This is a genomic window from Candidatus Kuenenia sp. (assembly GCF_027493735.1).
In the GTDB taxonomy this organism is placed as follows: domain Bacteria; phylum Planctomycetota; class Brocadiia; order Brocadiales; family Brocadiaceae; genus Kuenenia; species Kuenenia stuttgartiensis_A.
On sequence record NZ_JAOSKF010000018.1, the window covers coordinates 269,351 to 292,383 of the forward strand.

Here is a 23,033-nt window from a genome sequence, read left to right on the forward strand (position 1 = left end):
TGCTGTTCGGCGTAAAAGTCAATAAATATAAGGCTTTTACGGCACTTTTGTTTTTTGACTTGGGGTGAACATCCGCTTTAAGAGAGGGTCACAGTTTAATTCCCATCTGAAGCTGTATTGTGGAAAACCAGACATACTGATTTTTAGTGGCAGAACTTAAAAACGTAGCAATTATAAGTGTCTGCACAGACACTTATAACCGACATTGCGGTTGATTTTGATAAATCATAAATTGCCCATATTAACTAACGCCGGCCTCCTGCTTGCCATTAGAATATTTCTTCTATTTTTTTTGAAATTACCGCAAGGTTTCTCTCTTTAGTCAAATATTCCACTTCGTTAGGGTGCACCTTCAAATCGGCAAGTATTTTCTTAATTCTCTTCCAGCCGGAATCCTTCTTTTTTTCGTCCGTTATCAGGTACATATCAGAAACCAGCTCTCCAAGGTTTTGTATTAGTCGCAGGTCTTTATTTTCATAAAATCCCTTAATAACCTTCTTTTGATATTGAGTGTACCCTTTTTCTTTGTTCTGATCCAAAATATATCCTGTTTTTTCTTTCTTGTAACTATTCAGCGTGATTTTGCGACTACCATATATGGCATAAAATGACTAAAAACATAAAATTTAGCCACAGGTTGTACTACCACATATAGTCTGAAAATACAAAACAAGCATTCTCTACCACATATAATGTTTTTTGCTCAAACACGCTGAATAGTTACGTTTTTTCTTTTTTTTAAATGATATTAAAAATAAAACTTCAACTAACCAATGCTTACCAAAGGTGTTTTCGGCAAATTCTTTGTCCCAATAACTAACTCCTCAACAAAATTACCAACATTTTCTATCCGCTTCTCATGAAGTTCGTGTTCATATTTTTCAATTTCTCTTACAATAGCGCTGCCAACAATTACGCCTTCTGCGATCTTTCCGACCATACTTGCTTGTTTGGCTGTGGATACCCCAAAACCTACTACAATAGGAATACTAGTAAGCTGTTTAAGTTTATTAATATTTTGTACAATATCATCGGGCAACATATCCCTTGCTCCGGTAATCCCCACCACCGAAATATAATACAAAAACCCCTGCGTTCTTTGAGTAATAAGGTTCATTCGTTGATTCGTTGTTGTTGGGGCCACAAAACAAACAATTTTTAAATCATTTTTGGATGAGATTTCAAATATTTCTTCATTTTCTTCAATGGGAAGGTCTGGGATAGTCAATCCGTCAAACCCTGCCTTTAAAGCCATTTCAACAAAAGCTTTACTTCCAAATTTGTACACAATACTATAAGAAATCATTCCGACTACAGGTATTTGAGTTTTACTGCGAAGCCTCGAAATCATATCGAATATTTGCGCAACCTTTACCCCTTTTCCCAATGCCCTGTGATATGATGCCTGAATAACAGGCCCATCTGCAATAGGGTCGGAAAATGGTACACCAAGCTCAATAATATCTGCCCCTTTTTTCTCAAAAGCAAGAATCAAGTCCTCTGTTGTTTCGATGTCAGGGTCTCCGGCCGTAATAAACGGAATAAAAGCAGGCTCCTTTTTTCTTTTTAATTCTTCAAATTTTTTATCAATCCTGTTCATTGGAATCATCTCAACAAAACTATAACGATTTCTCTACTCTAAAAATCAAATAGAGACTGTGCTTTACTTCGAATTAAATACCTTATTTACTTACGATTATTTTATATGTGGTATTCCACTAGATGACGTAGCCTAGTTTTTTTGCCACTTCAAAGGAATCCTTATCTCCAGTACCGGATAAACAAACAATAATCAATTTGTCCTTACTCAAAACAGGAGCAAGTTTCATTGTATACGCAATAGCATGTGCGGCCTCAAGGGCTGGAATAATCCCTTCTAATCGGGCACATTCCTGAAAGGCGCTTACCGCTTCTTCGTCAGTTATCGAAACATAATCAGCCCTTCCAATGTCTTTCAAATAGCTGTGCTCGGGACCAACGCCGGGATAGTCCAAACCGGCAGAAATTGAATGCACCGGCAATGTTTGCCCATCATCGTCCTGAAGAACATAGCTTACACTTCCATGCAACACACCTACTTTCCCGCTTGTCAGAGTCGATGCATGCTGGCCTACTCCAGGGCCAGTGCCTCCCGCTTCTACGCCAATCATTTTTACCTCTTTGTCGTCAATGAATGGATGAAACAATCCTATTGAATTACTACCGCCACCAACACAGGCAATAAGATAATCCGGCAGCCGGTTTTCCTTTTCCAATATCTGCTTTTTTGCTTCTCGTCCTATTACTAACTGGAAATCTCTTACCATTGTTGGGTAAGGATGAGGACCAACAACAGAACCAATAATGTAATGAGTGTGTTTTACCGACCCCATCCAGTCCCTCAAAGCCTCATTTGTAGCATCTTTTAATGTTTTCGAACCACTGACGACGGGAATAACCTTTGCTCCGAGCAGCTTCATTCTAAAAACATTCAACGACTGACGTCTCATGTCTTCTTCGCCCATATATACATCACATTGAACACCAAACATTGCAGCAGCAGTAGCCGTGGCGACGCCATGCTGTCCAGCGCCAGTTTCAGCAATAATGCGCTTTTTTCCCATCCTCAAAGCAAGCAATATTTGCCCAATCGTATTATTAATTTTATGTGCTCCGGTATGATTTAAATCCTCCCTTTTGAGATATATTTTAGCGCCGCCAAGTTTTTTTGTCAGCCTTTCCGCATAATAAAGGGTTGAAGGACGCCCCACATACTCTCTCAAATAGTATTCCAGTTCTGTATTGAATGTCGGATCGTTTTTCGCATCATTATATGCTTGTTCCAATTGGTCGAGAGAGGGCATAATCGTTTCCGGCACAAACTTTCCGCCAAAGCGGCCAAAATGCCCCATTTTAGCAGAAAAACCATCTGCCACCGATAATTTTTCATACGCAGGAGTTCTTATTTTTGAAGTAGTGATGCTCATAATTTAAACCTCCTTCTTTCATTTTAAAACAAGTAATTTTCTCTTAATACTTAATTGCCTGGAGATACAAGGTTTCAAACAGGCAAAAAAGGATTGAAACTACGGATTACACAGATTATGTATTTATCTCTGCACAATCTGTAGTTTATCTTGAATTTCCCTAAAAACCTAACTCATTTATAAAGATACAACGCACATAAAAGTACCGAATAAATACAATGAGGGTAGCAAATTGACCTCTGCTACCCTCATTGCTCGACAACATATATATCCTGAAAATTAAATCAGGTACATGAAACTTAGTGATGTATTTCTACACCAGCATCTGCATTAGCACGGTGAGGAATATCAGTTCTCTTGAACCATTCAACATCCACGTCGCCAGGTTTTCTCTTCCAGCCTGGGAGTAAATCAAGATATTCACCATGTTTCCAGAAATCAGCAGATTTGTGTTCTAAACCGATCTTTTTCTCAATAGCTGCAAACCTTCTCAACTTAGCTGCTTCGGTTTTGATTTCAACCAATTTTCTGTCCTGCTCAAAGGCGCTTCCATTTCCGTACGTTTGATTGTACATAGACATATGTGCATATGCCTTATAAACGTTACCGGTCAGGTAACAAATCATTTCCAGCCCTAAACGCTCTAAGTTAGAAGTCGCGTAGAACCTTGGATCTCCGCCTGGTAACAAGCTGAAAGTATAATGACCGTACCAATCAGGAGCTGATCCTTCAGGCATTGGGTCAACTACACCATCAAGATAACAACCCACGATAACCGCAGCTGCTTCTCTCCACTTTGTAAAACTCAAATTAACACCTGCGTCCATTTCTTTGAGTTTATCCGCTGCGAACCTTGGCGAATGACAGTCCTGGCATAACTTAATCCAAGAGTCTCTTTTCGCTTTATGTTTTGGTGCCCCGCGGTCTACCTGGAACATGCCCATATCGCTATAGATCGTTCCAAACCTCTGCGGATTGTGATCGCCGTTTTGCATATGGCAATAAGCACAGGTCGGCACCCTGTAGTTACCCTTCTTCAACTTCTTGCCCCAGTCCATCCTGGCTGATTCTGCTTCATACAATGCTCCATGGATAGAGGTATTGTACATAGCCCATTCATCATGGTCTATACCCATATGACAAACCCTGCAAGCGGTCGGTTTTCTGGCCTCAGCCGGGTCAAATTTGTGCCTTGTGTGGCAACCGGAACATCTGTTTTCCGCAATAGCATGACAATGCGCACAGCCAGTAACCTCTTCAGCAGGTTTCCCTACGTGCCATGAAAATTCCAACACGTTAACTGTGTATGCATGAGTATGAGACCCCAAACCGCCAGCCCTGTGTTCCGCTGTTTCTTTTGGATGACAGTCGTTACAGAGCTTATAGGTTGGCATTTCAAGCTTCTGGTGGTTATTGCCATGACAATCAGCACAACCAACCAAATCTTCAACCGGTTTTCCATCCTTCTTTATGCCAATCCCTCTCCTTATGTCCTTGCTGCCATGCGAACTTTGCTTCCAATCGTTCACAATCGTCGGAGTTTGTACTGTATGGCACAATACGCATTCTTCGTTCTTGAACACCCCTTCTGTCTGGCTTCCATTTGTCCAATAATGTTCCGGATCGTACCAACGAATTGACGGTAACATCTTCAAAAAAGACTTGTATGGCCCACGTCCATCAACATATTCAGGTTCAGTATATTTAGCGGTCAACCCAAATATATACAAGGTGCCATCATTATCCGGGCCAACTGGCTGGCCGAATACCTGTGATGCTACGTCCTGAAAAGTTGGTCCTTCAGCCATTGCAACACCATTTTCCATAGCGCAAGCTAGCAAGGTTACGCCTGCAAAGGCAAACGTCGCACCTACAATCCTGGACAATGGTTTCTTAAAAATTTCAAACATTACATCTTCTCCTTTCTTTACTTTAAACACTTTTAAAACTACGGTTATTACCTAAGTGACACAAGCGAGAATCACAGGTAAAAGCAGGAACATTAAATAATCTTTAGCCTAACCACCCCCTTCCCAGGTTCTTTATTAAACAAATTTTTAAAAGATTTTCATGCAAAATTTCAAGGCATAAAAATTTTCAACATTATACAGCGGTAGAATATCTTGTCAAGGACATTTTCATTGCAGCCAGTGCAATGTTAACGCCGCATTAAAACCTCTTATACTGCGGTAAAAAACGATATTTTACAACCGTTTTAGTTTTTTTAAGAATTTCCGAAATTACTAAGCATTATACATCAATAACGGCAATAACGGCAATTCAAAACTCCCGAAGTGTTTTTTCGCCAAAAAGTACCTAAATGTAATGTATAGACTGTGCCGAATGCAAAATTGCACTGATAGGGCTTTTGTAAAATTTTCCCTGGCCATAAAATCACAGGGCAGGATAATCAATTTTTGGGGTAAATAACACGCGCACCAGCCCATTTTCCCAAACAAAAATGTGGCGCTGTGCGATATTGTAGAGAAAATCTGTGCGCTTGAAAAGGATATTTCGAAAAAAATGCTCCGTCTTTGTCCAAATGGCAAGCGCCCACCTATCTCGCCTCAACTCTCAGAGCTTCTGAAGTATTTTTTTTAGTCAAAAAGTACCTAAGCCTATTAATTCCAGTGGGATAGGCAAGGATTAAAAAGCTTCACCATTGCTGGGTGGGAAATGGCATGACACCTGTTTTTAAACCCTGTAATGGAACATGGAGACTGGACAGGCTATACGCACGTCCTGCCATGTACAAATTTGCGTCTTGTATTTAATCTGGTATCAAATCAAATTCCACCAGATCAAGAGTTATGAAATTTTAAATTGATATGACATGAACTACTTATTCGCCTATCATGGCTTTTGCGCCATGCCATCGCTACCGCCGCTTAATGTAACGATAGCCGCTTCTATTTCGCCTGCCATTGGCTGATTTGGATTTAACCGCAGTGTTTCTTTTAAATGAAATAATGCTTTCCGGGTGTTGTTGAAATAATTCGCATACACAACGCCGAGCGCCTTGTGCACCGAGGAATTTTCAGGATTAATTTCTATTGCTCGTGCAAATGCGTCAACTGCCTCTCCATATCTTCCTTTTTCCATAAGGGCATTGCCAAGGTAATGGTGAAAATCCGCGTCATCCGCATTGATTTTAATAGCCTCTTCAAACTCAGAAATAGCCTTATCAACATTTTTTTTGGATAGATAGGCAATGCCAAGATTGCAATGCGCATTGCAATCTGTTTGGTCATATTCCAGGACGATGTCAAGTTCCCGGATGGCATTATCCGTCATTCCCATTGTCATGTACACACATGCCAGATTATTATGCACATCCGCGCCGTCAAATCCAAGGGCTACCGCTGTGTTTAATGCCTCTGCCGCTTTTTCCCCGTCGCCTTTATTTGCATAGGCAATTCCCAAATTGTTATATGCGCTTGCCATTTTCGGGTCGAGCCGGATCGCCGTATCAAACTCTCTCATTGCTTTATCAAATTGTTTCATGTTTGTGTATAACATCCCTAAACTATTGTGAATATTTGCATCGGCAGGGTCTAATTGAAGCGCTGTTTTGTATGCCTCTTCCGCGCCATCAAAATCTCCCATTTCTTTAAGAACATTTCCCAGTGAATTGTGCGTTGAAGATTTATCGGGTGCGATTTTTAATGCTTTCAGAAAGGCGTCAACAGACTCACGGTAATTTTTTGTTTCAAGATAGATAAGCCCTAAATTACTGTGATAGCGGAAATCGAACGGATTGCACCGGATCGCTTTTTCATACATTTTCACTGCCGCAGGATACTGTTTCTTTTTTTTATAAATATTTCCTATATTATTGTATGCATCTGCATGGTAGGGATTTGATTGTATTGCCTTTTCATATGCTGCGATAGCATCGCCAATCAGTTCCTTTCGTTCGTATAAATTCCCCAGATTATAATACGCCCCGGCATCATTCGGTTTTATTTCCAGGGTCTTTTTATACTCATACTCCGCCTTTTCATACATCCCTTTTGAATTATATACCACCCCAAGGTTGTGGTGTGCGCGTGCACTGTCAGGTTCTCTTGCCAGGGCATCATGCCACAGAGCAAATTCATCATGCCATACGACATTCCGGGAAATACTTATAAAGGCAAAAACGATTAAAATCACGCCAAAGCATATCTTCGCAAAAATATTCTCTGAAACACCCTTCCAGAACAGTACACCCACAGCGCCCGAAAATCCCATGAGGGGAATATACATGTAACGCTCTGACATGATATTGCTTAACGGGATTATATTTGACACCGGCGAAAGGGTGACAAAAAACCACACTGCAAAAAAACAGAATAATTTGTTTCCTTTCCCTATACGCAATAAAACAATAATCAGTACAATTATCAAAACGACAGAGATTGAAAACGATACCACATCTGCCAATACCGGCAGAATCACATAATCAGCATTAAGGTCAAAAGGTAGGAACAAAAGCTTTATATACGAGGCAAGTACCTTAAACATCACAAAGATGCTTTGCCCGGACTCGCTCAGATTAATAGACACATCCTTAAATACCCAAAACTGAATAATTAAATAGCAGCACGTGACTAAAAAATATCCAATATAGACGCCTTTCATTTTTTTAACACACTCTTTAAAAGGATTATTTTTTGATGGAAAAAAGAATGTATATATCACGAGCATTACCGGCAGAGTTACTGCCATCTCTTTTGAAAATAACGACAGTGCATAGAAAGTCAAAGAACCGGAATAACACAGATAAAATGCGCCTTTCTTCTTCAAGCCATCGTCGATTTTTAAGAACAGGATAAACGTCATTAGATAAAAGAAGGCGGCAAGGATATCTTCGCGATAGCTGATAGAATTAACTGTTTCTGTTATTACGGGATGGGTGGCAAACAATAATGCTGAAATAAACGCCAATGAATGTATCCGCGTTATCTTTTTAATAAAAAAGTAGAATACTGTTACATTTGCAATATGAAAGAGGAGATTAGTGAAGTGATACCCCGATGGGTTTTCTCCCCAAAGAGAATAGTCAAGAAAATAGGTAAACGTAACCATAGGACGATAGCTTATCTCTCCGGAAAGCATGAAATACTGAAAGGAAAACAACGTCCGGAAATTATCCCAATTCTTAATCAAATGGTTATTAACAATCGTAACAGAATCATCATAAACAAAATTATTCCGCAACGTGTTAACAAAGATAATACATGACCATATAACCAGAAATGCAACAGGGATTACCTGCCATTTCCAGCTTCCCGGCATTTTGGTTGAAACTGCAGTTGCATTCATAATAAATCAGATTTTAACGTTTTACATAACCTGCAGCAGGGAAAAAGGGGGCGTACGTTCATAAACCCAAACACCCGCTGCGGACTACAAATTTTAAGAAAACGCACTACCCGTAAGGGTCGGGTTGATGCAATTGTTATGTTGTTTTTGGGGGGGGATGAAAACTCTATTTTAACGCTAGCGTGTTATCTGGTTTATACCCTCTTTTCAATGAGAGTTCAAAATATTTATTAAAAATTTTGGTTTCACTATAAGAAATATTGTAGCAATCCGGCTTTTAAAAAAAGCCGTGTCGTTGAGAGAGGGTGCAATTTCATTTCTTGTAATACTTATTGTTTATTTATGTCAACCGGCATGGCGCACAAGATGTTACACGGCATGGATTGTCAGGCAAATAAATTGAATACCAAAATCAATTATCTCTAATATTGACATTTGTATTACATTTGTCATACAATTAGTGAATGATAGTATTTGATTCATCCACATTAATACTTCTCGCTAAAATAGACATGCTCGACATGGTTGTCTCTAATTTTAGAGGTAAAGTCTTGATTCCAGAAACAGTTATGACGGAAGTATGCGAAGATCGCAGAATTGAAGTACCTGCTATAGAAAAACTAATCAATGATCATAAAATCGAAGTTTTTAAGGTGAAAGGCATTGCACAGACAAAAAATATTATGGAAGACTTTAGCATCGATAGAGGGGAAGCAGAGGCAATTATTTTATCGATCGAGAAAGGGATATCCATGGTGGCGACCGATGATAGAAATGCGATAAGGGCATGCAAAATGCTCAAGTTAGATTTTGTTACTGCAATAACTATTTTGATAAGAGCATTTGAAAAAACGCTTATCGATAGCGAAACAGCGCTTCTTAAATTACAGAAATTACAATTAATAGGACGATATAGTAAAGAAATAATTCGCGATGCTACAAAACTATTAAGAGGAGGTACATAAAATGGCAACAAAGACCTTGAGTATCCGCATAGGTGATACTGATTACAAATTTCTTTCCTCACTGGCAAAAGAGGAAAATGAAGATGTCTCAAAAAAAATAAGAGAGCTGGTAGACCTCGGGCGGGTTATGCTTGCCATAGAAAAATATAAAAAATCAGAGGCATCTCTCGAAAAAGCTGCGCATATTGCAGGTGTCTCAATAGCAAAGATGATGGATATATTAAAAGAGTACAAAATCGAGGCAAACCTGGAGTACGAAGACTATTTGAAAAGCCTAAAGACGCTGAGAAAAGTGTGGTAATAAATTCCACTTTTGATGAAGTATTTTTTGTTGACAACTAATTATGTATCAGGCCGATTGCGGTGTTGTAATATACCAATCTCATTTGACGCCAGTTCTTCAGCATTATCATTAATTTTGTAAAATTCCTTATAGTGGTTCAACATTGCATTGGAGTTTTTGTACCCTAACCGGCGTCCGTAATTGACGAGACACATGGTTCTTGCTTCGACAAAAGAAAAGCCGTTAAATTGCAAGGCCGCCACGATGCATTTTCTCATGTGGCTGAGGTGATATGCCGTGGTGCGTGCAAAGAAACTTTTGTTGCCTTTAAACAGATATTGTATATCCATGGGATTATCAGGATTTCCTCCCGGCGTGGTTAACGTCTCGCAACCCCTTGGGGTGATGGGAGAAACCTGGCCGCCGGTCATGCCATAGATTTCATTTGCATAACAAATAACAGTAATGTTTGTGTTTCTCCGGATGGCATGCAAAAGATGGTTGCCGCCAATACCCATCAGGTCGCCGTCCCCGCTCACGACTACCACATTAAGCTTTTCGTTCGCATATTTAATACCTTCTGCTACGGGAATTGCCCTGCCATGGGTGGTATGTACTGAATCAAGATTAAAAAATCCCGCACTTCTCCCTGCGCAGCCAATCCCCGAAACGACTACCGTGCCTTGCAAAGGGTAGTTGAGTTCATAAAAGGCCTGGCATATGGTTTTCAGCACAATACCATTTCCGCAACCCCCGCACCATGGCGTTGGCAGCAGTTCGAGTTTCAGATAACGTTTGAACTGGACGTCTTTTATAGCATTGTTTTCCATGATAAAACGACACCCTTGTTTTTTAGCATTTTTTAATCACTTCAGAGAGTACACTCTTTATTTCTTCCAGGCTTATGCGCCCGCCGAGGATAGGGATCAAAGTTACTTCGCGGTGTAATAAACGTTCAATTTCACGGGCATATTGGCCTGTATTCATTTCCATAACGATAATTTTTTTATATTGGGATGCGATGCGCTTAAGGTCGTCAAAAACCGGAAACATCAATATTGGCCGGAATAATGAAAAATCATTTTTGAAATAATACGCCACCCTTGATAAAGCTCCATAAGAGATAAGTAATGTGTCGGTTTTCTTCGGGCATTCAATGTATTCGTAATAGTTATATTGCCCCGCAATGCGTAATTGTTTTTCATGCAGACGTGCAATAAGTTTTCGGTAATTGTCAACATCCGAGGTTTTTGGTTGAGAATCATAGTGTGATAAACCGGTGAAATGACGATTCCCGCAGCCAAACGGAAGCCGTTCCCGATTTTTGATCACAAAATTAACAGGGGGGGCAATTGTCTCAGAGAGGTGGCTTATGTAGCCGTCACTAAGCAGTATAACAGGGCTTAACGATTCTTCGGCGGCATTAAATGCCGTTATCGTATGAGTATAAAGCTCCGTCACGGAATTGGGATAAAATACTATAGGAAAATAATCGCCGTGGCTGCCATATATACATTGCATAACATCTCCCTGCGCGGGCAAGGTAGGCATGCCGGTGCTGGGCCCTACTCTTTGTACATTAACAATCACCAGAGGCACTTCCATCATGTGTGCGAGACCGATGTTTTCCTGCATTAAAGAGAATCCAGGGCCGGACGTGGCTGTCATTGATTTAAGGCCGGCGAGTGACGCACCGATAACGGCGCTTAATGAGGAAATTTCATCTTCCATCTGCAGTACTTTTACTTTTTTCCTGCTCACCAGGTTGTGGATTATTTCCGATGCCGGAGTAATGGGGTAGCCGGCAAAAAATGTCAGGCCTGCAACCTCAGATCCCAACACAATTGCCTGGTTTCCCTGCAATAATTGTTTAGACATTTATTTCCTCTATTTCAATGGCTATGTCCGGGCAATAACGCTGGCAGGTTCTGCAGACAATACATTTATTCAATTCCATTAATATTTTGTTTTTAATTTCCAGATTCTTCACCGGGCAAAGATTTACGCAGATACCGCAGCGTTTGCAATATTTATGATTTATGTGAACTATTCCCTTTCGTTTTTTTTCGTTGTTTTTTTCCACTGGATAACGTTACTTCTTCATAATATTAATAGGAAAGTTTTTTATACGATGTATTCACTACTTGTTGGGGAAGATTGCATGGCACTACTAAGGATTTGTGAAAAGCCAGATTTACATTTGCCTGTAGCTATTAAAGATATCTAGTCTAACAATAATATATTATGAATTCTAGCGATATTTACGTGTGGTTTTCGTTGCGAATTAATGTCTTGAGGAGGATAAGTGATGAAGCAAAAATATTCTCTCTTACCAGTGTACATCCCCTTTGATTTTTTGGGATCAACGATTTTCAACCAATCCTTTTAAAATATTTAAATTTTTCACATCCATGCCGCCCTCTTTTGGTGTTTCCAGTATTTTCGGTATGTGTTTCATTGTATTCATAATCTGTCTGAAGGGTTCCAGTCCTATAGCGCCTTGCCCGATATGTTCGTGCCGGTCAATTTTACTACCCAAAGCCCCTTTCGAATCATTTAAATGAATGGCATAAAGGGAGTTGAGGCCTACCGTGGCATCCAATTCCTCCATCGTTGTTTCAAATCCGATCTTCGTCCTTATATCATAGCCCGCTGCGAAAGCATGGCATGTATCAAAACAGACGCCTATTCTTCCAGAACCGATTCCCTCAATTAATTGCTGTAACTGCTTGAAATGATAACCAATGCTTGACCCCTGGCCGGCAGTGTTTTCCATCAGGATTTTTACGGGAGAGTTGTTTGTTTTTTTGAGTACTGATTTTATCATTTTGATTACGTTTTTCATGCCGGTTTGTTTGCCGGTATTTTTTGTGAAACCGGGATGTATAATAATAGACGCAATGCCAAGGTCATCACATCGTTGAATCTCTCCCAGGAGGGAATTGTGGGTAAGTGCGTGAATTCTGCTATCGCTGGTGGCAAGATTGATAAGATAGGATGCGTGTGAAAAAATTGTTTTTATGTTTGATTGCCGCAATGTTTCTCTGAAAATTGTTTTTTCCGCCGGACCGACGATTTTTTCTTTCCATTGGCGTTGGTTTTTCGTAAAGATTTGAAAGGTGTCTATTCCCAAAGACGCGGCTTCATTGAAGGCGTTATGCAAACTGCCTTTTATTGAACAATGTACTCCCAGGAGCATAGGTTAAATGTAAATAGTTATTGGCCTTAAATAATAGATATCGCTGATAATACAGCACAGGAATGCACCTCTCTGCTTCCTATACCATTTAATTATTTTCTCATAAACCGGAAAAAACCAAATTTCTGCTCTTTGCTGGCTGGAGTAACATGAATTTCCTGTTTTTCCTCCATCAGAAGGAATTCGCTTCCTAATTCATTTTGTAATTTTTCCGCGTCGTATTGTTCAATATCAAGACCGCTGCACCTTGTTGGGCCGTCAATTGCAAAAGCGGCGATAATCAAATGCCCTCCCCTTTTCAAAGAATTTTGTAATACCTCAACATATTTCTTTCTGTCCGATGGATCGGTCAGGAAATGAAACACCGCCCTGTCATGCCAAAGGTCAAACGGATAGGGCGCGACATATTCTGTTACATCGGCCTCAATCCAGCATACATTTTCAGCCCGCCTGCCCAGTCTCTCCCGAGCATATTGAATAGCTCTTGATGAAATATCCAGAACGGTTAAATCCCGATATCCCTTCTCCAGCAATTCATCCACAAGGACAGACACACCGCCACCCACATCAATAATTTTTGCAGCATTGTCTGGTTTTGCCAAGGTGATAAACTCCAGTGACACAGCAGGGTTAACCTGGTACCAACTGACCTCTGACGGTTTCTTTTGTTCATAAACATTTTCCCAATGTTTCTTTCGGCTACTGTCCATCGCTTTGCATCCCTCTATATAATGTATTGTTCATAATCATAATTCTTTTGAGAATGTTTTAGCAGAAATTTGGTATCTATTCAGCGTATTTTCATCCACTGTCGCTACGAGCTGGCAAAATCAGGCAATTCACCACGGAATAGCATCTGTAATGCCCGGCTCAAATTTACCCCTTGTTTTCGACAGGTCGAGAGATAACTCCGAATGCGGCAGAAAATTTTCGCTCCCTCCAAAGAACGAAAACAGCCCGATATCTTCTGCTGAACCTTCGTCATCCTGATATCGTTTTCTGCCAAATTGTTCGTAAAGGGGACATTTTTATTGTCCATAAACCTCAGCACATCACCCTCATACTTCCTCAATCGTTCCAGAAGATTCCGGGCCTTTGTCCTTCTTACCCTACCCCTTTTTCCCTTACGGTTCGTTTCATCAGGAGGAGAGCTTTCGGCTTCTGCGTTTTGTAGTATCGTCCTATACCTTTGCCGGTATTTTTCAGACTCATCGGTTCCCAGTATTCCCCCCGCATCGCTTGTCGCACGGTTTATCTCTTTAAGTAATGCTTTCATCTCTTTCGCCCACTCCTGCTTATTATCATCTTCCCACACCCCCTCCAATTCCCTCAAGTGGTGCGCATTACACAACGCATGCATACAGTTGCTATAGGTGTAATACGACTTCAAATGGTCATGGCAAAGAATCCCCCTAAATTCAGGTAATATACCAATACTATTTATCGCTTCTGTTCCACGCCTTTCATGTGGGAAAAAGTACGTCCACAAACTATTGGATGCACTGTGCAACCAATACCTGTCTCCATTCTTGTTGATGCCCGTTTCATCCACATGCATCACCTCTGATTTTGTAAGTTCTTCCCTGGCTCTCACATCGAAGGGTTCCAATGACTCGTAGGCTTCCCTGTTAAAGTTGTAAATAGAACCTTCACTCAGCGGTATACCAATCTGCCCTTCAAAATACTCCTGTATCCTCTTGTAGGGTATCAATTGATACTGCGACATATAGACTGCATGCGCTTTCAAATCCGGACCATACTGCACCGCCTTTGTTACCCCTTCCGGAAATGACGCTACAATCCGATTCCCTTTCGCATCCTCAACTACCTCTGCACGATACTCCGTTACTACACGCGAAATCTTTATATCAAACACCTGGCGTGCTTCGTAACCTACCACCTTGTATTTGCTGCGCGGATACTTCCTCCGGTCTACTTTTATTACTTCCACCTCATCAGGATTGTCTACCTTTTTGAGCGTTACTCCATCACGGCCCTTTTGCCCGCCTGCCTTCCTTTCACCCTTCGCCTTGCTTTCTCTCTTGCGATTCGGATCACTTGAGGGCGGCTTGCTGCTGTTGCGGCTGTTCCGGTTCAGACGTCCTGCCAGCAGTGTTATCAATAATACCAACAACTCTATCATTGACCTCACCGCCGGTGACAGCCCTTTCTCTTCAGAAAGTAGCTTCTCTACTTTCCGGAGTGTTGCGTCTACGTCTATATTCTCTATCGTCAATGGATGATACCTGTATAATTAGCCTGAAATTATCTACTGCATCTATTATACCACAGATTTTTTCACCCTTTTCTTTCGCTCTATAACACACCACAAAGGCTCGAATTTCTATCACTGAACAGACCTCACGCCTCTCTTTGTAAAGACTTCCTATGGACTGCAGTGACCGCATCTGCAACCCTATATATCGCTAACCATACTTGCTGCCTGCTTTTCTCATTATCTGTCAAGTAAATTCTAAATTATTTTCGCTGAATAGATACGAAATTTGTCTAGAATGTTACGATTTTATCGCTCTCTTTTACAATTTCGTACATGTCTTTCATTGTAGAAACAGGACACATTTCAGAACCTTCCTGGTTTCTTAATCTGATGCAAGTGCCACAGGCATAAACCCTTCCCCCGCTTTGCACAAATTTTTCCGCCTGCTCAATCGTATTGAACTTCTCAGTGCTTATCCTTTGATAATCAACTCCTTTGCCTGTAAAAAATATCTTGACCGCGTCTTCCCGGGACAGGCAGAAGTTTGCAAAACGTAAGGCATTCCAGCAAGTTTCGGCATCATTACTTGAAATAATAACTCCAATCTTCATACATCTTCCCCCCTCATCTTTTTAATACCTATTTCACTCATAACTCTTTTTATTTCATCAACAACGTAATTTACCTCATCTTCCGTATTGAATCTCCCCAGACTAAACCTCACTGCGCCCATTGCCAATTCTGCCGGAATATTCATGGCGGTTAGTACAGTGGAAGGCCGTCTCACCTGATCATGGCAAGCAGATCCTGTTGAGAGAGCGACGTCTTCCAGCTTGGATACCAATGCTGAGCTGTCAATGCCCTCAAAACTCACATTCAGGGTATTAGGAAGTCTTTGCGTGGGATGGCCGTTTAACTTCACTGCTGCAATTCCCTTCAGTTTTTCATGCAGCAAATCTCTCAAATACCGGATATTTTTAATGTACTCATCCATTCTCACGGCAGACATCAGACTTGCTTTTCCCAGCCCTCCTACCCCTGCAACATTTTCTGTCCCTGCCCGCAGGCCCATTTCGTGGCTGGCGCCATGAATCAATGGTTCCACGTCCACACCTTCACGGATGTATAACGCCCCGACTCCTTTGGGTGCATGAAATTTATGGCCTGCAATGGTCAACAAATCGACGCCTAGCTCGTTCACGTCCACTGGTATTTTTCCAACGGACTGTGCCGTGTCAGAATGAAAATAAATTCCTCTTTTTCTGCATATCTTGCTAATTTCCGCTATCGGCTGAATAGTTCCGGTTTCATTGTTTGCATGCATCACCGAAACTAAAACTGTCTCATCAATTATCGCTTCTTCAATATCATCGGCATTGACGCAGCCATACTCATCCACGCCAACATACGTTACCTTGAATCCCTTTGTTTCAAGATATTTGCAGGGATTGATTATTGCAGGATGCTCAACAACCGAAGTAACAATATGATTCCCCTTTCCTTTAAGGGCAAAAGCGACACCTTTTAATGCATGGTTATTAGACTCGCTCCCGCCGCTCGTAAAGATAATCTCATGAGGACTCGCCCCGATTAATTCAGCTACTTGTCTTCTTGCCGTATCAACAGCCTCCCTTCCCTTCTTACCAAACCAATGGCCACTGGAAGGATTGCCATAATATTGCCTGATAAACGGCTCCATCTCAACGATCACGTTTGGGTCAATTGGAGTGCTTGCATTATTATCAAAGTAAACTTTCACTTCACCCATCCAATAACTACCTCCTAAAAATGCATAAAAGTTTTCTACCGAAGAGAGCACGCCTTTTCCCGACTCTTTCCTTCTCCGTGAACTGACTCCGGAGAACGTCTCTCCACAGGATATTCCTCCGATAAGAATGCAAGCAATTTTTCAACCAGCTTTGGGCGCGTAATGTAATAACACCTAAGTTTGCCGTCCTCATGATAATCGACAATCTGTTCATGACGAAGAGCCGTTAAATGCTGTGAGACGTTTGACTGAGGCACATCAAGCAAATCCTGTATGTCTGTGACACATTTAGCTCCACGGGAAAGTTCTTCCAGGATTGCCAGCCTTGTCGGGTGTGCAAGAATTCGTAATCGATCAGCTTTTTTTCTTAAATCAAGTTTTTTCAATTTCAAACTTCCTCATTTCATTATTTCCACCGATGTAGAATAAAAAGGTACGGTAATCTTGCTGAAAGGTATGGGCGCCTCATCAGCCTTCTTGGGGAATATTAAATATTCAATCATGTCTAATCGCAACGTTAGCTTTTTAAAGGATGCATCACGTGGGATTTTGTATTTGTAATAAAATGATTTACACTCTCCAGGCGCCAATCTCCCATCTTTCACCTCCGTTGGGTATCCGGGAAACTCGAATGTCCTTGTAATGAAATATTCCTTTAATCCCTTTTCCTCTCCATTTTCATCCAGCACCGCCACGCGGGCAGCAATGGCCCTGACCGGGCAACCCGTTGGCACATAATGCCCGGCCCCGGTGTTGGTGACCCTTATTTCGGCCTTTACCTTATCTCCCGGTTTAGAGGTATCCTTTTCCGTTTTTAATTCTGTTTTAAGCGCTTTTCTTAATTCCTCAGGACTGCGAGAGCTTTTCTGGTCATGCATACCGTAAATACGCCTTGGCTTTCCCAATGAGGCAAGCCCTTCTTTCCTCTCCATGTGACAATCCTGACAGGTCTCCTTTTTGCCCGACCTTTTATACTCATCGCTGGTATAGCATGTCTTTTTAATCCTTGCCCGTGGAAAGCCCCAGGAATGACAGGTATAACAGAACTCAGACTTTTGAAAAGACGGATCGTATTTAACCGGGTGCGGCGCTTCCCCTTCCTTTATCTTTCGGGGGCCATAAATGGTTTTATTTCGCAAATGACAAACCACACAAGTCACGCCCTCTTTCATAAGAATAGCATCAAATTCTTTGTTTTTTATTGCGACAAAAGGCGAAGGGCCAGTTTCTTTAAACCCCCGTAATATTTTAGGCTTCTGTTCCAGCATGGGAAAATGGCAATTAGAGCAGAAGGGAGGATTATTCCTTGCCGTCCAGCATGCCTGAAATACAGGGTTTGTCGATGATTTGCTGTGCAAGGACTCCCGCCATTGGTCATAAATTTCCCGGTGACAATCTTTACATGAGTCGGCGCTATGTAAAGGAATATTTTGGGGCAAGTCTAACCGGGGAATATAATTTGATGGGCCAATAAATGTGACACCTGCATCACTACCCAACAAAACATGGGAGGCGATAATACTAACTGTTAAAAACAGAATTATTTTAAAGGTGTTCATGTCTATGCTCAAAATTCGATTTTTAAACCAAAGCTGGTAAAAAAGGCATCATAATCACCCAAGAGTAGTGTCTTTGCTCTGTCGTTCTGTACAAGATACCTTGAATTAACAAAGAACGATATGACAGTATCAGGCGATCGTAGATACTTATAATCAATTCCCATAAACGGCGCTGATTGAAAGAAGTCTGCATTATGCGATTCAGAGAAATACTTAGGCGCTGTAAATAAATTAACGTCTCACTTTGAAGCCTTGATTGCATGTTTCCAGAGCATGAAATTGATCTACTTGATACCTTTATTTATTTACAGTGCCTTACCATCAACTGCTAAGAAGGTATTCCCTACATTAAAATACATCTTAGACCTGAGCCGATAAAGTATTGGGATCCCGTATGTCAGGGAAATAGCATTCACATCAAAATCCATATTATTGGCATCATCCGTTTTACGTCTGTATTGATACAGCGAATATACCAGGGAGACCTTATGATTGTAAGGCAAATCAGAGGCAACACCTATTCCTCCGTGAGATATACTCCCCTTTTTTCCAGTGCCTTCCTGTGTTCTGATACCAAAGAAAGGCTCTATAAAACCAGGCTCTTGAACATTGCCTGCCTTTGAACTTTCTATCTGTCGTAAGTAATCCATGTCTGCAAAAAGCCTTGTAAAAGAAAGGATTCCAGGGAATGGATAGTCAAGGTGCAGTCGTACTCCCTCTCTATTTTGCGGATACTTCTTTGCGTCGTGGAGTTGCCAACTATCCGCATATGTTGTGAAATAGGGAAGTTCATAAAAGAGACCAGGAGATTGGACATCGCCTGGTCTTTCCATCTTTATCACAAAGGGGTCATACTTCGGTTCGACCCAAATGCCTTCCAAGTTAAAACTTACCCTCCCGACTGTGCCACTGATGCCCGTATTAAACAGATTTCCATGAACATCGATTCCATCGCTTCCGATAGGTCGATAAATACTATGTGCATAGGCAACTAGAGAAAAAGACATGGCAGATAGAGAACGCATTGCGGTCGATAAATACTATGTGCATAGGCAACCCATGCCTTATAGGTCGTCAGGAAATTATACGAGTACTCTGCACCGAGGACAAACGCGTCCTGTTTCCCTGTTTTATTGTAAGGAGACTCCCATCGTACCGGATTACCATCCACCATACCCTGTAAGGGTGAGTCTGTTTCAGATGTTGATGCGCCCCTGTTAAACGGACTCATAAAATTGAAACCAAATTTCATATCTTCATATTCCCTTCCCACGTAGAATCCACCCACCCAACTGGTAGAATCTGAATCTTCCGGTAATTCTGCAAAATATACCTCGTACAGGGTTGATGGAATAACGAAGGGGTTATAAAATCGCCTGACAACATTAACTCCATAAAAGGGCAAATAGTCTGGTCCGTAAAAGGTCGGATTGGGTTCGCCTTTCGTAATCACCCACGTGCAGCGGAGTGAAGGCGCCTACGGACATAGTGGTATCTAAGGGTTGGTACCGCGCCCAGGCCGTGTTGAGTGAGACGTCATTCGAGTGTCCCGCAAAAGGATTGGAAAAATACGGCAGGGTAACACCCCATATATCTCCGGTACCGGCATCACCTCCCAGTCCATATGCATCAACCTCCAGGCCTACAGTCCAGTCCTCTGACATATCTGCATAAACACCCGCCCTTGCCCTTGTCGTTATTGCCGCACCTTCTTCGATGGAAAATACATTCGACGGCCGGGGTAGTGTGTACGTTGGTTCCCACTCCTTGTGCATCCTCTGTGTGAGAAATCCCATCGTATAATCAAAGGCGCCTTGAGTTTTTGCAGTAGCGTCTTTGAAGTCAACGTCAATACCCGTTGCTATAGATTCAATACTAAAAATGGTTTTGTATCTATCTGATTCGGGTTTCGTCTGGAACCAGTTGGATTCTGGCTTTATCTCTTGAAGTGCATCGGCAACCCTATCCATGTCTAACCCAAGCAAAGGGGCTCTGAGGTATTTATCACTTATATCTTCGGTCTTTTTTTTATCTTTGATATTGGGAAGTGTAAAATCAGGGGCATTAGTGCCAACCTGTTCGATATCTGCATAGGCTACGTCATGCAAGGCGATAAAAATAATAAGACAGAAAGAGAATAAAGATAACCACAGTTTCATTTTATTGCCTTCACCTTTCAGGAAAACCAAGAAGAGTTTTACGAGTGACACAATGTTAGCAATATTCCCGGCAGAAAAAGGGTTGTCAAGCGGTTGAAATGATCATGTCCGGAGCGCCACCACCACCAGGTATTCCGACTCAACGAGAGTGGAGCCTCTATTTCCTTTGTTGTGGGCGGTCCAAAGCCCTTCGAGATCTTTGCGAAATGCGGCTTGTCCATCGGCATCAAGTGCAGCGAACGCTCGCTGTGTCGGACCATAAAACTGCCTCCAAAACTCGACCACTTCTGCAGGAGCAAACGGGAACTTAAAGGATATAATGCATCGAGCAAACTCTAATGCTGATGTGCCTTTCTGCAGGCGTTCACGCACCGTGGCTTCGTCTCCCCAAAGAAGTGGAGATGGCACTCCCGGCGGTGGAGGAACACGACTGGTGGTCGTCTTGAATACCTGTCCAATAAATCCGGAAGACACCCAGTTGGCCATAGCGATACGTCCGCCAGGGCGGCATACGCGGACAAGCTCTGCCGCAGTCTTTTCCGGGTGTGGGGCAAACATTGCCCCAAACATCGTAACCACCAAATCAAAGGTGTGGTCGGGATAGGGAAGGTTTTCAACATCGCCTTCATCAAGCTTGATCAGGAGTCCCTCTGTTTTCGCACGATCTCTGCCTTGTTCCAGGAGATTAGGAACTATGTCTACTCCGGTAACACATGCGCCGGCCCGCGCACATGGCAAAGTAAGATTACCGGTACCGCATGCAACATCAAGTACTCTAAGGCCGGGAGTGACCTTCAGTCTATCAACAAATTCTGCTGCGCCATCTTCATACGATTTTGCAATCTCTCCGAAATTTCCTGCTGCCCAGGTCGCCTGGAGCCGGGATTTAAATACGCCAATATCGGAAATGGTTTCACTCATAAATTTCCCCCTTTTTATCTAAAGCCATTCTTCATTTATTTTAGCAAGTTATCTGAGTTAAAATACCGCCACCTGAAGTATCCCTTGAACCTCCAGATGTAAAAAAACTAACCCCTGAAAATATTATTGATTGTATTAGAATATTATCATATTATATTTCAATCAAGTAAAATATACAAAGAGAGGAATGACAAATGAATAAATTAGATATAAGAGACAAAGCGGAAATTTTAAAGATCCTGGGACATCCAACCAGATTGTTGATATTGGAAGAGATTGCTGAAGGGGCTAAGTGTGTAACGGATATCCAGGATTTATTGGACATTGAACAGTCCAACCTCTCTCAACATCTTTCGGTATTGCGAAGGCTTAAGATAATTGATTTTTATGAGGATGGAGCGCTTCGTTGTTATTACATCACACGCCCCAAAATGGCAGATTCGCTATTTATGTTTATTTCCGGAAATTACCCTGTTGTACGACGTTCATGCGAAGAAGTTCGAAAGGAGAGTGAAAGAAGACAGACAAAAACAGCCACGAGAAAATAAATTTTATTCGTACAGGAATTTCATTTCATTACCTTCGCAACGATTATGACAAACAATCCCTTCCCGAAACCTTCTTCAAAGGCACTTATTTCCATCAAAAGAGGACGCTGATTTTCTCAGACACACACTGGCAATTTTGTATGTAATCCTGATAATCTGCGTGTATCTGCATCCAAAATAAAAATATTGCTGCTGTAAAAAAAGCGCTTGACAAACACGCTCTTTTGTAATATTTTAATTAAGTTATTACTAAAATACTTAACAGAATAGGAGCATAAAGAAATGAAGTTAGTACCTTCCGAAATTTTTAAGGTATTAGCCGTGGAAACACGGGTTAGAATAATTGATCTCCTGAAGTCCAAGGGGCCGCTTGGCGTCAAAAATATTGCAGAACTGGTTGGCATAACACCAGCCGCGGTATCACAACATCTAAAAATATTGAAGCAGTCAGGTCTTGTCAGGAGTGAAAGAAAGGGATACTGGATACCGTATTCCATAGATGAAGAGGCGTTAGAAAATTGCCGACAGATTTTAAACGAAGTTTGTACATGTGGATGCTCAGAAACCGGCAAATTCAAAGAGAAAGAACTGAGTGGAGCAAGTTTAGAATTACTCAGGAAATATGAGAAGGAATTGCAAAATGAAATCAGAACTGTCCATGAAAGGATTAAAGAAATAGCAACCCCAAAGAAGTAGGTAAATTTTTTTAATTTTATAATTAAGTATATGCTTAAATACCTAACTACTATCTTTATATGTTTGCTGACGTGGTCAGCACAATATCGAATTTTATAGGAAGGAGGTGATGAAAAATGTGTTGCAAACCAGGAGGAAGCCAAAGAATGACGGGGGTTTTGGGATGTAGCTGTGGCTGCTGCGGGTGTGGATGTCGTCCTTTCTTCCGACGTTTCATATCCACAAAAGAGGAACAGGAAATGTTGGAAGAGTACAGTGACCAACTGAAGAAAGAGCTCGCAGGAGCAGCAGAACGCATCCAGGAACTTAAAGGCAAGTAAGGCACTGTAAATAAATAAAGGTATCAAGTAGATCAATTTCATGCTCTGGAAACATGCAATCAAGGCTTCAAAGTGAGACGTTAATTTATTTACAGCGCCTAAGCTCAAGCTCCAACGCGGGGCG

Annotated in this window: 24 protein-coding genes; 5 read left to right on the forward strand and 19 right to left on the reverse strand. The window is 41.5% G+C overall.

Annotated elements, in window-relative coordinates:
• Nucleotides 1–269: 269 nt before the first annotated feature.
• From M5U24_RS09675 to M5U24_RS09695, 5 genes are all read right to left on the reverse strand, one after another.
• Nucleotides 270–539 (reverse strand): hypothetical protein, encoded by a 270-nt coding sequence (locus M5U24_RS09675; RefSeq protein ID WP_099325790.1) that lies wholly within the window; start codon nucleotides 537–539, stop codon nucleotides 270–272.
• Between the two features lie 227 nt (nucleotides 540–766).
• Entirely contained in the window at nucleotides 767–1,600 is an 834-nt protein-coding gene (gene trpA / locus M5U24_RS09680) for a tryptophan synthase subunit alpha (protein ID WP_157820605.1), read from the reverse strand.
• Between the two features lie 118 nt (nucleotides 1,601–1,718).
• On the reverse strand, nucleotides 1,719–2,966 hold the full coding sequence (gene trpB / locus M5U24_RS09685) for a tryptophan synthase subunit beta (protein ID WP_197705203.1): 1,248 nt from the start codon (nucleotides 2,964–2,966) through the stop codon (nucleotides 1,719–1,721).
• A 299-nt stretch (nucleotides 2,967–3,265) separates the two neighbouring features.
• Nucleotides 3,266–4,876: a hydroxylamine oxidase gene (locus M5U24_RS09690; protein WP_099325788.1), complete on the reverse strand. Its 1,611-nt coding sequence runs from the start codon at nucleotides 4,874–4,876 to the stop codon at nucleotides 3,266–3,268.
• Between the two features lie 943 nt (nucleotides 4,877–5,819).
• Complete coding sequence (locus M5U24_RS09695) at nucleotides 5,820–8,273, reverse strand: tetratricopeptide repeat protein (RefSeq protein ID WP_295102565.1); 2,454 nt, start codon at nucleotides 8,271–8,273, stop codon at nucleotides 5,820–5,822.
• Between the two features lie 551 nt (nucleotides 8,274–8,824).
• Between M5U24_RS09695 and M5U24_RS09700 the strand changes: the two genes are divergently transcribed.
• The gene (locus M5U24_RS09700) at nucleotides 8,825–9,238 is read left to right on the forward strand and encodes a hypothetical protein (RefSeq protein ID WP_157820604.1); all 414 of its coding nucleotides are present in this window, start codon (nucleotides 8,825–8,827) and stop codon (nucleotides 9,236–9,238) included.
• 1 nt (nucleotide 9,239) lies between these two features.
• Nucleotides 9,240–9,539: a UPF0175 family protein gene (locus tag M5U24_RS09705; protein WP_099325785.1), complete on the forward strand. Its 300-nt coding sequence runs from the start codon at nucleotides 9,240–9,242 to the stop codon at nucleotides 9,537–9,539.
• 41 nt (nucleotides 9,540–9,580) lie between these two features.
• Here M5U24_RS09705 and M5U24_RS09710 read toward each other — a convergent pair whose 3' ends face one another.
• The 14 genes from M5U24_RS09710 to M5U24_RS09775 all read right to left on the reverse strand — a co-directional run bounded on the left by M5U24_RS09710 (nucleotide 9,581) and on the right by M5U24_RS09775 (nucleotide 21,345).
• Entirely contained in the window at nucleotides 9,581–10,351 is a 771-nt protein-coding gene (locus M5U24_RS09710) for a thiamine pyrophosphate-dependent enzyme (protein WP_099325784.1), read from the reverse strand.
• 22 nt (nucleotides 10,352–10,373) lie between these two features.
• Nucleotides 10,374–11,399 carry a 2-oxoglutarate synthase subunit alpha gene (locus M5U24_RS09715; protein WP_099325783.1) on the reverse strand — a complete coding sequence of 342 codons (1,026 nt, stop codon included), beginning with the start codon at nucleotides 11,397–11,399 and terminating at the stop codon, nucleotides 10,374–10,376.
• Nucleotides 11,392–11,604 carry a 4Fe-4S binding protein gene (locus M5U24_RS09720; protein WP_099325782.1) on the reverse strand — a complete coding sequence of 71 codons (213 nt, stop codon included), beginning with the start codon at nucleotides 11,602–11,604 and terminating at the stop codon, nucleotides 11,392–11,394. Before M5U24_RS09720 ends, M5U24_RS09715 begins: the two co-directional genes overlap by 8 nt.
• Nucleotides 11,605–11,883: 279 nt before the next feature.
• A complete protein-coding gene (locus tag M5U24_RS09725; RefSeq protein WP_099325781.1) occupies nucleotides 11,884–12,720 on the reverse strand; it encodes a deoxyribonuclease IV in 837 nt (278 codons plus the stop codon).
• Nucleotides 12,721–12,812: 92 nt separating this feature from the next.
• Nucleotides 12,813–13,430: a class I SAM-dependent methyltransferase gene (locus M5U24_RS09730; RefSeq protein ID WP_099325780.1), complete on the reverse strand. Its 618-nt coding sequence runs from the start codon at nucleotides 13,428–13,430 to the stop codon at nucleotides 12,813–12,815.
• 104 nt (nucleotides 13,431–13,534) lie between these two features.
• The gene (locus M5U24_RS09735) at nucleotides 13,535–14,956 is read right to left on the reverse strand and encodes an IS66-like element ISCku5 family transposase (protein WP_099325779.1); all 1,422 of its coding nucleotides are present in this window, start codon (nucleotides 14,954–14,956) and stop codon (nucleotides 13,535–13,537) included.
• Nucleotides 14,957–15,228: 272 nt separating this feature from the next.
• Complete coding sequence (locus tag M5U24_RS09740) at nucleotides 15,229–15,549, reverse strand: DsrE family protein (RefSeq protein WP_099325778.1); 321 nt, start codon at nucleotides 15,547–15,549, stop codon at nucleotides 15,229–15,231.
• A complete protein-coding gene (locus tag M5U24_RS09745) occupies nucleotides 15,546–16,706 on the reverse strand; it encodes a cysteine desulfurase family protein (protein ID WP_099325777.1) in 1,161 nt (386 codons plus the stop codon). The genes M5U24_RS09740 and M5U24_RS09745 overlap by 4 nt, the downstream gene beginning before the upstream one ends.
• Before the next feature lie 35 nt (nucleotides 16,707–16,741).
• Nucleotides 16,742–17,092, reverse strand: coding sequence for a metalloregulator ArsR/SmtB family transcription factor (locus M5U24_RS09750; RefSeq protein WP_099325776.1), 351 nt, complete (start codon nucleotides 17,090–17,092; stop codon nucleotides 16,742–16,744).
• A gap of 12 nt (nucleotides 17,093–17,104) precedes the next feature.
• Complete coding sequence (locus M5U24_RS09755; RefSeq protein ID WP_099325775.1) at nucleotides 17,105–18,265, reverse strand: multiheme c-type cytochrome; 1,161 nt, start codon at nucleotides 18,263–18,265, stop codon at nucleotides 17,105–17,107.
• A gap of 305 nt (nucleotides 18,266–18,570) precedes the next feature.
• Nucleotides 18,571–19,272: a hypothetical protein gene (locus M5U24_RS09760; protein WP_099325774.1), complete on the reverse strand. Its 702-nt coding sequence runs from the start codon at nucleotides 19,270–19,272 to the stop codon at nucleotides 18,571–18,573.
• Nucleotides 19,257–19,670, reverse strand: a complete 414-nt coding sequence (locus M5U24_RS09765; RefSeq protein ID WP_099325773.1) for a hypothetical protein — start codon at nucleotides 19,668–19,670, stop codon at nucleotides 19,257–19,259. The genes M5U24_RS09760 and M5U24_RS09765 overlap by 16 nt, the downstream gene beginning before the upstream one ends.
• Complete coding sequence (locus M5U24_RS09770; protein WP_298202289.1) at nucleotides 19,651–20,424, reverse strand: hypothetical protein; 774 nt, start codon at nucleotides 20,422–20,424, stop codon at nucleotides 19,651–19,653. Before M5U24_RS09770 ends, M5U24_RS09765 begins: the two co-directional genes overlap by 20 nt.
• Nucleotides 20,425–20,526: 102 nt before the next feature.
• Nucleotides 20,527–21,345, reverse strand: a complete 819-nt coding sequence (locus M5U24_RS09775) for a class I SAM-dependent methyltransferase (protein WP_099325771.1) — start codon at nucleotides 21,343–21,345, stop codon at nucleotides 20,527–20,529.
• Nucleotides 21,346–21,539: 194 nt separating this feature from the next.
• On the opposite strand from M5U24_RS09775, the gene M5U24_RS09780 reads away from it, so the two are divergent.
• The 3 genes from M5U24_RS09780 to M5U24_RS09790 all read left to right on the forward strand — a co-directional run bounded on the left by M5U24_RS09780 (nucleotide 21,540) and on the right by M5U24_RS09790 (nucleotide 22,909).
• Nucleotides 21,540–21,893, forward strand: coding sequence for a metalloregulator ArsR/SmtB family transcription factor (locus M5U24_RS09780; protein WP_099325770.1), 354 nt, complete (start codon nucleotides 21,540–21,542; stop codon nucleotides 21,891–21,893).
• 282 nt (nucleotides 21,894–22,175) lie between these two features.
• On the forward strand, nucleotides 22,176–22,589 hold the full coding sequence (locus M5U24_RS09785) for a metalloregulator ArsR/SmtB family transcription factor (RefSeq protein ID WP_099325769.1): 414 nt from the start codon (nucleotides 22,176–22,178) through the stop codon (nucleotides 22,587–22,589).
• A 146-nt stretch (nucleotides 22,590–22,735) separates the two neighbouring features.
• Nucleotides 22,736–22,909, forward strand: coding sequence for a hypothetical protein (locus tag M5U24_RS09790; protein WP_157820602.1), 174 nt, complete (start codon nucleotides 22,736–22,738; stop codon nucleotides 22,907–22,909).
• The last annotated feature ends 124 nt before the right edge of the window (nucleotides 22,910–23,033 follow it).

Coding starts and splice junctions, on each gene's coding strand:
- trpA (WP_157820605.1), bottom strand. CDS start 1,600: ATGAACAGGATTGATAAAAAATTTGAAGAATTAAAAAGAAAAAAGGAG.
- trpB (WP_197705203.1), bottom strand. CDS start 2,966: ATGAGCATCACTACTTCAAAAATAAGAACTCCTGCGTATGAAAAATTA.
- M5U24_RS09690 (WP_099325788.1), bottom strand. CDS start 4,876: ATGTTTGAAATTTTTAAGAAACCATTGTCCAGGATTGTAGGTGCGACG.
- M5U24_RS09695 (WP_295102565.1), bottom strand. CDS start 8,273: ATGAATGCAACTGCAGTTTCAACCAAAATGCCGGGAAGCTGGAAATGG.
- M5U24_RS09705 (WP_099325785.1), top strand. CDS start 9,240: ATGGCAACAAAGACCTTGAGTATCCGCATAGGTGATACTGATTACAAA.
- M5U24_RS09710 (WP_099325784.1), bottom strand. CDS start 10,351: ATGGAAAACAATGCTATAAAAGACGTCCAGTTCAAACGTTATCTGAAA.
- M5U24_RS09715 (WP_099325783.1), bottom strand. CDS start 11,399: ATGTCTAAACAATTATTGCAGGGAAACCAGGCAATTGTGTTGGGATCT.
- M5U24_RS09725 (WP_099325781.1), bottom strand. CDS start 12,720: ATGCTCCTGGGAGTACATTGTTCAATAAAAGGCAGTTTGCATAACGCC.
- M5U24_RS09730 (WP_099325780.1), bottom strand. CDS start 13,430: ATGGACAGTAGCCGAAAGAAACATTGGGAAAATGTTTATGAACAAAAG.
- M5U24_RS09740 (WP_099325778.1), bottom strand. CDS start 15,549: ATGAAGATTGGAGTTATTATTTCAAGTAATGATGCCGAAACTTGCTGG.
- M5U24_RS09745 (WP_099325777.1), bottom strand. CDS start 16,706: ATGGGTGAAGTGAAAGTTTACTTTGATAATAATGCAAGCACTCCAATT.
- M5U24_RS09755 (WP_099325775.1), bottom strand. CDS start 18,265: ATGAACACCTTTAAAATAATTCTGTTTTTAACAGTTAGTATTATCGCC.
- M5U24_RS09760 (WP_099325774.1), bottom strand. CDS start 19,272: ATGTCTTTTTCTCTAGTTGCCTATGCACATAGTATTTATCGACCTATC.
- M5U24_RS09770 (WP_298202289.1), bottom strand. CDS start 20,424: ATGAAACTGTGGTTATCTTTATTCTCTTTCTGTCTTATTATTTTTATC.
- M5U24_RS09775 (WP_099325771.1), bottom strand. CDS start 21,345: ATGAGTGAAACCATTTCCGATATTGGCGTATTTAAATCCCGGCTCCAG.
- M5U24_RS09780 (WP_099325770.1), top strand. CDS start 21,540: ATGAATAAATTAGATATAAGAGACAAAGCGGAAATTTTAAAGATCCTG.
- M5U24_RS09785 (WP_099325769.1), top strand. CDS start 22,176: ATGAAGTTAGTACCTTCCGAAATTTTTAAGGTATTAGCCGTGGAAACA.
- M5U24_RS09790 (WP_157820602.1), top strand. CDS start 22,736: ATGACGGGGGTTTTGGGATGTAGCTGTGGCTGCTGCGGGTGTGGATGT.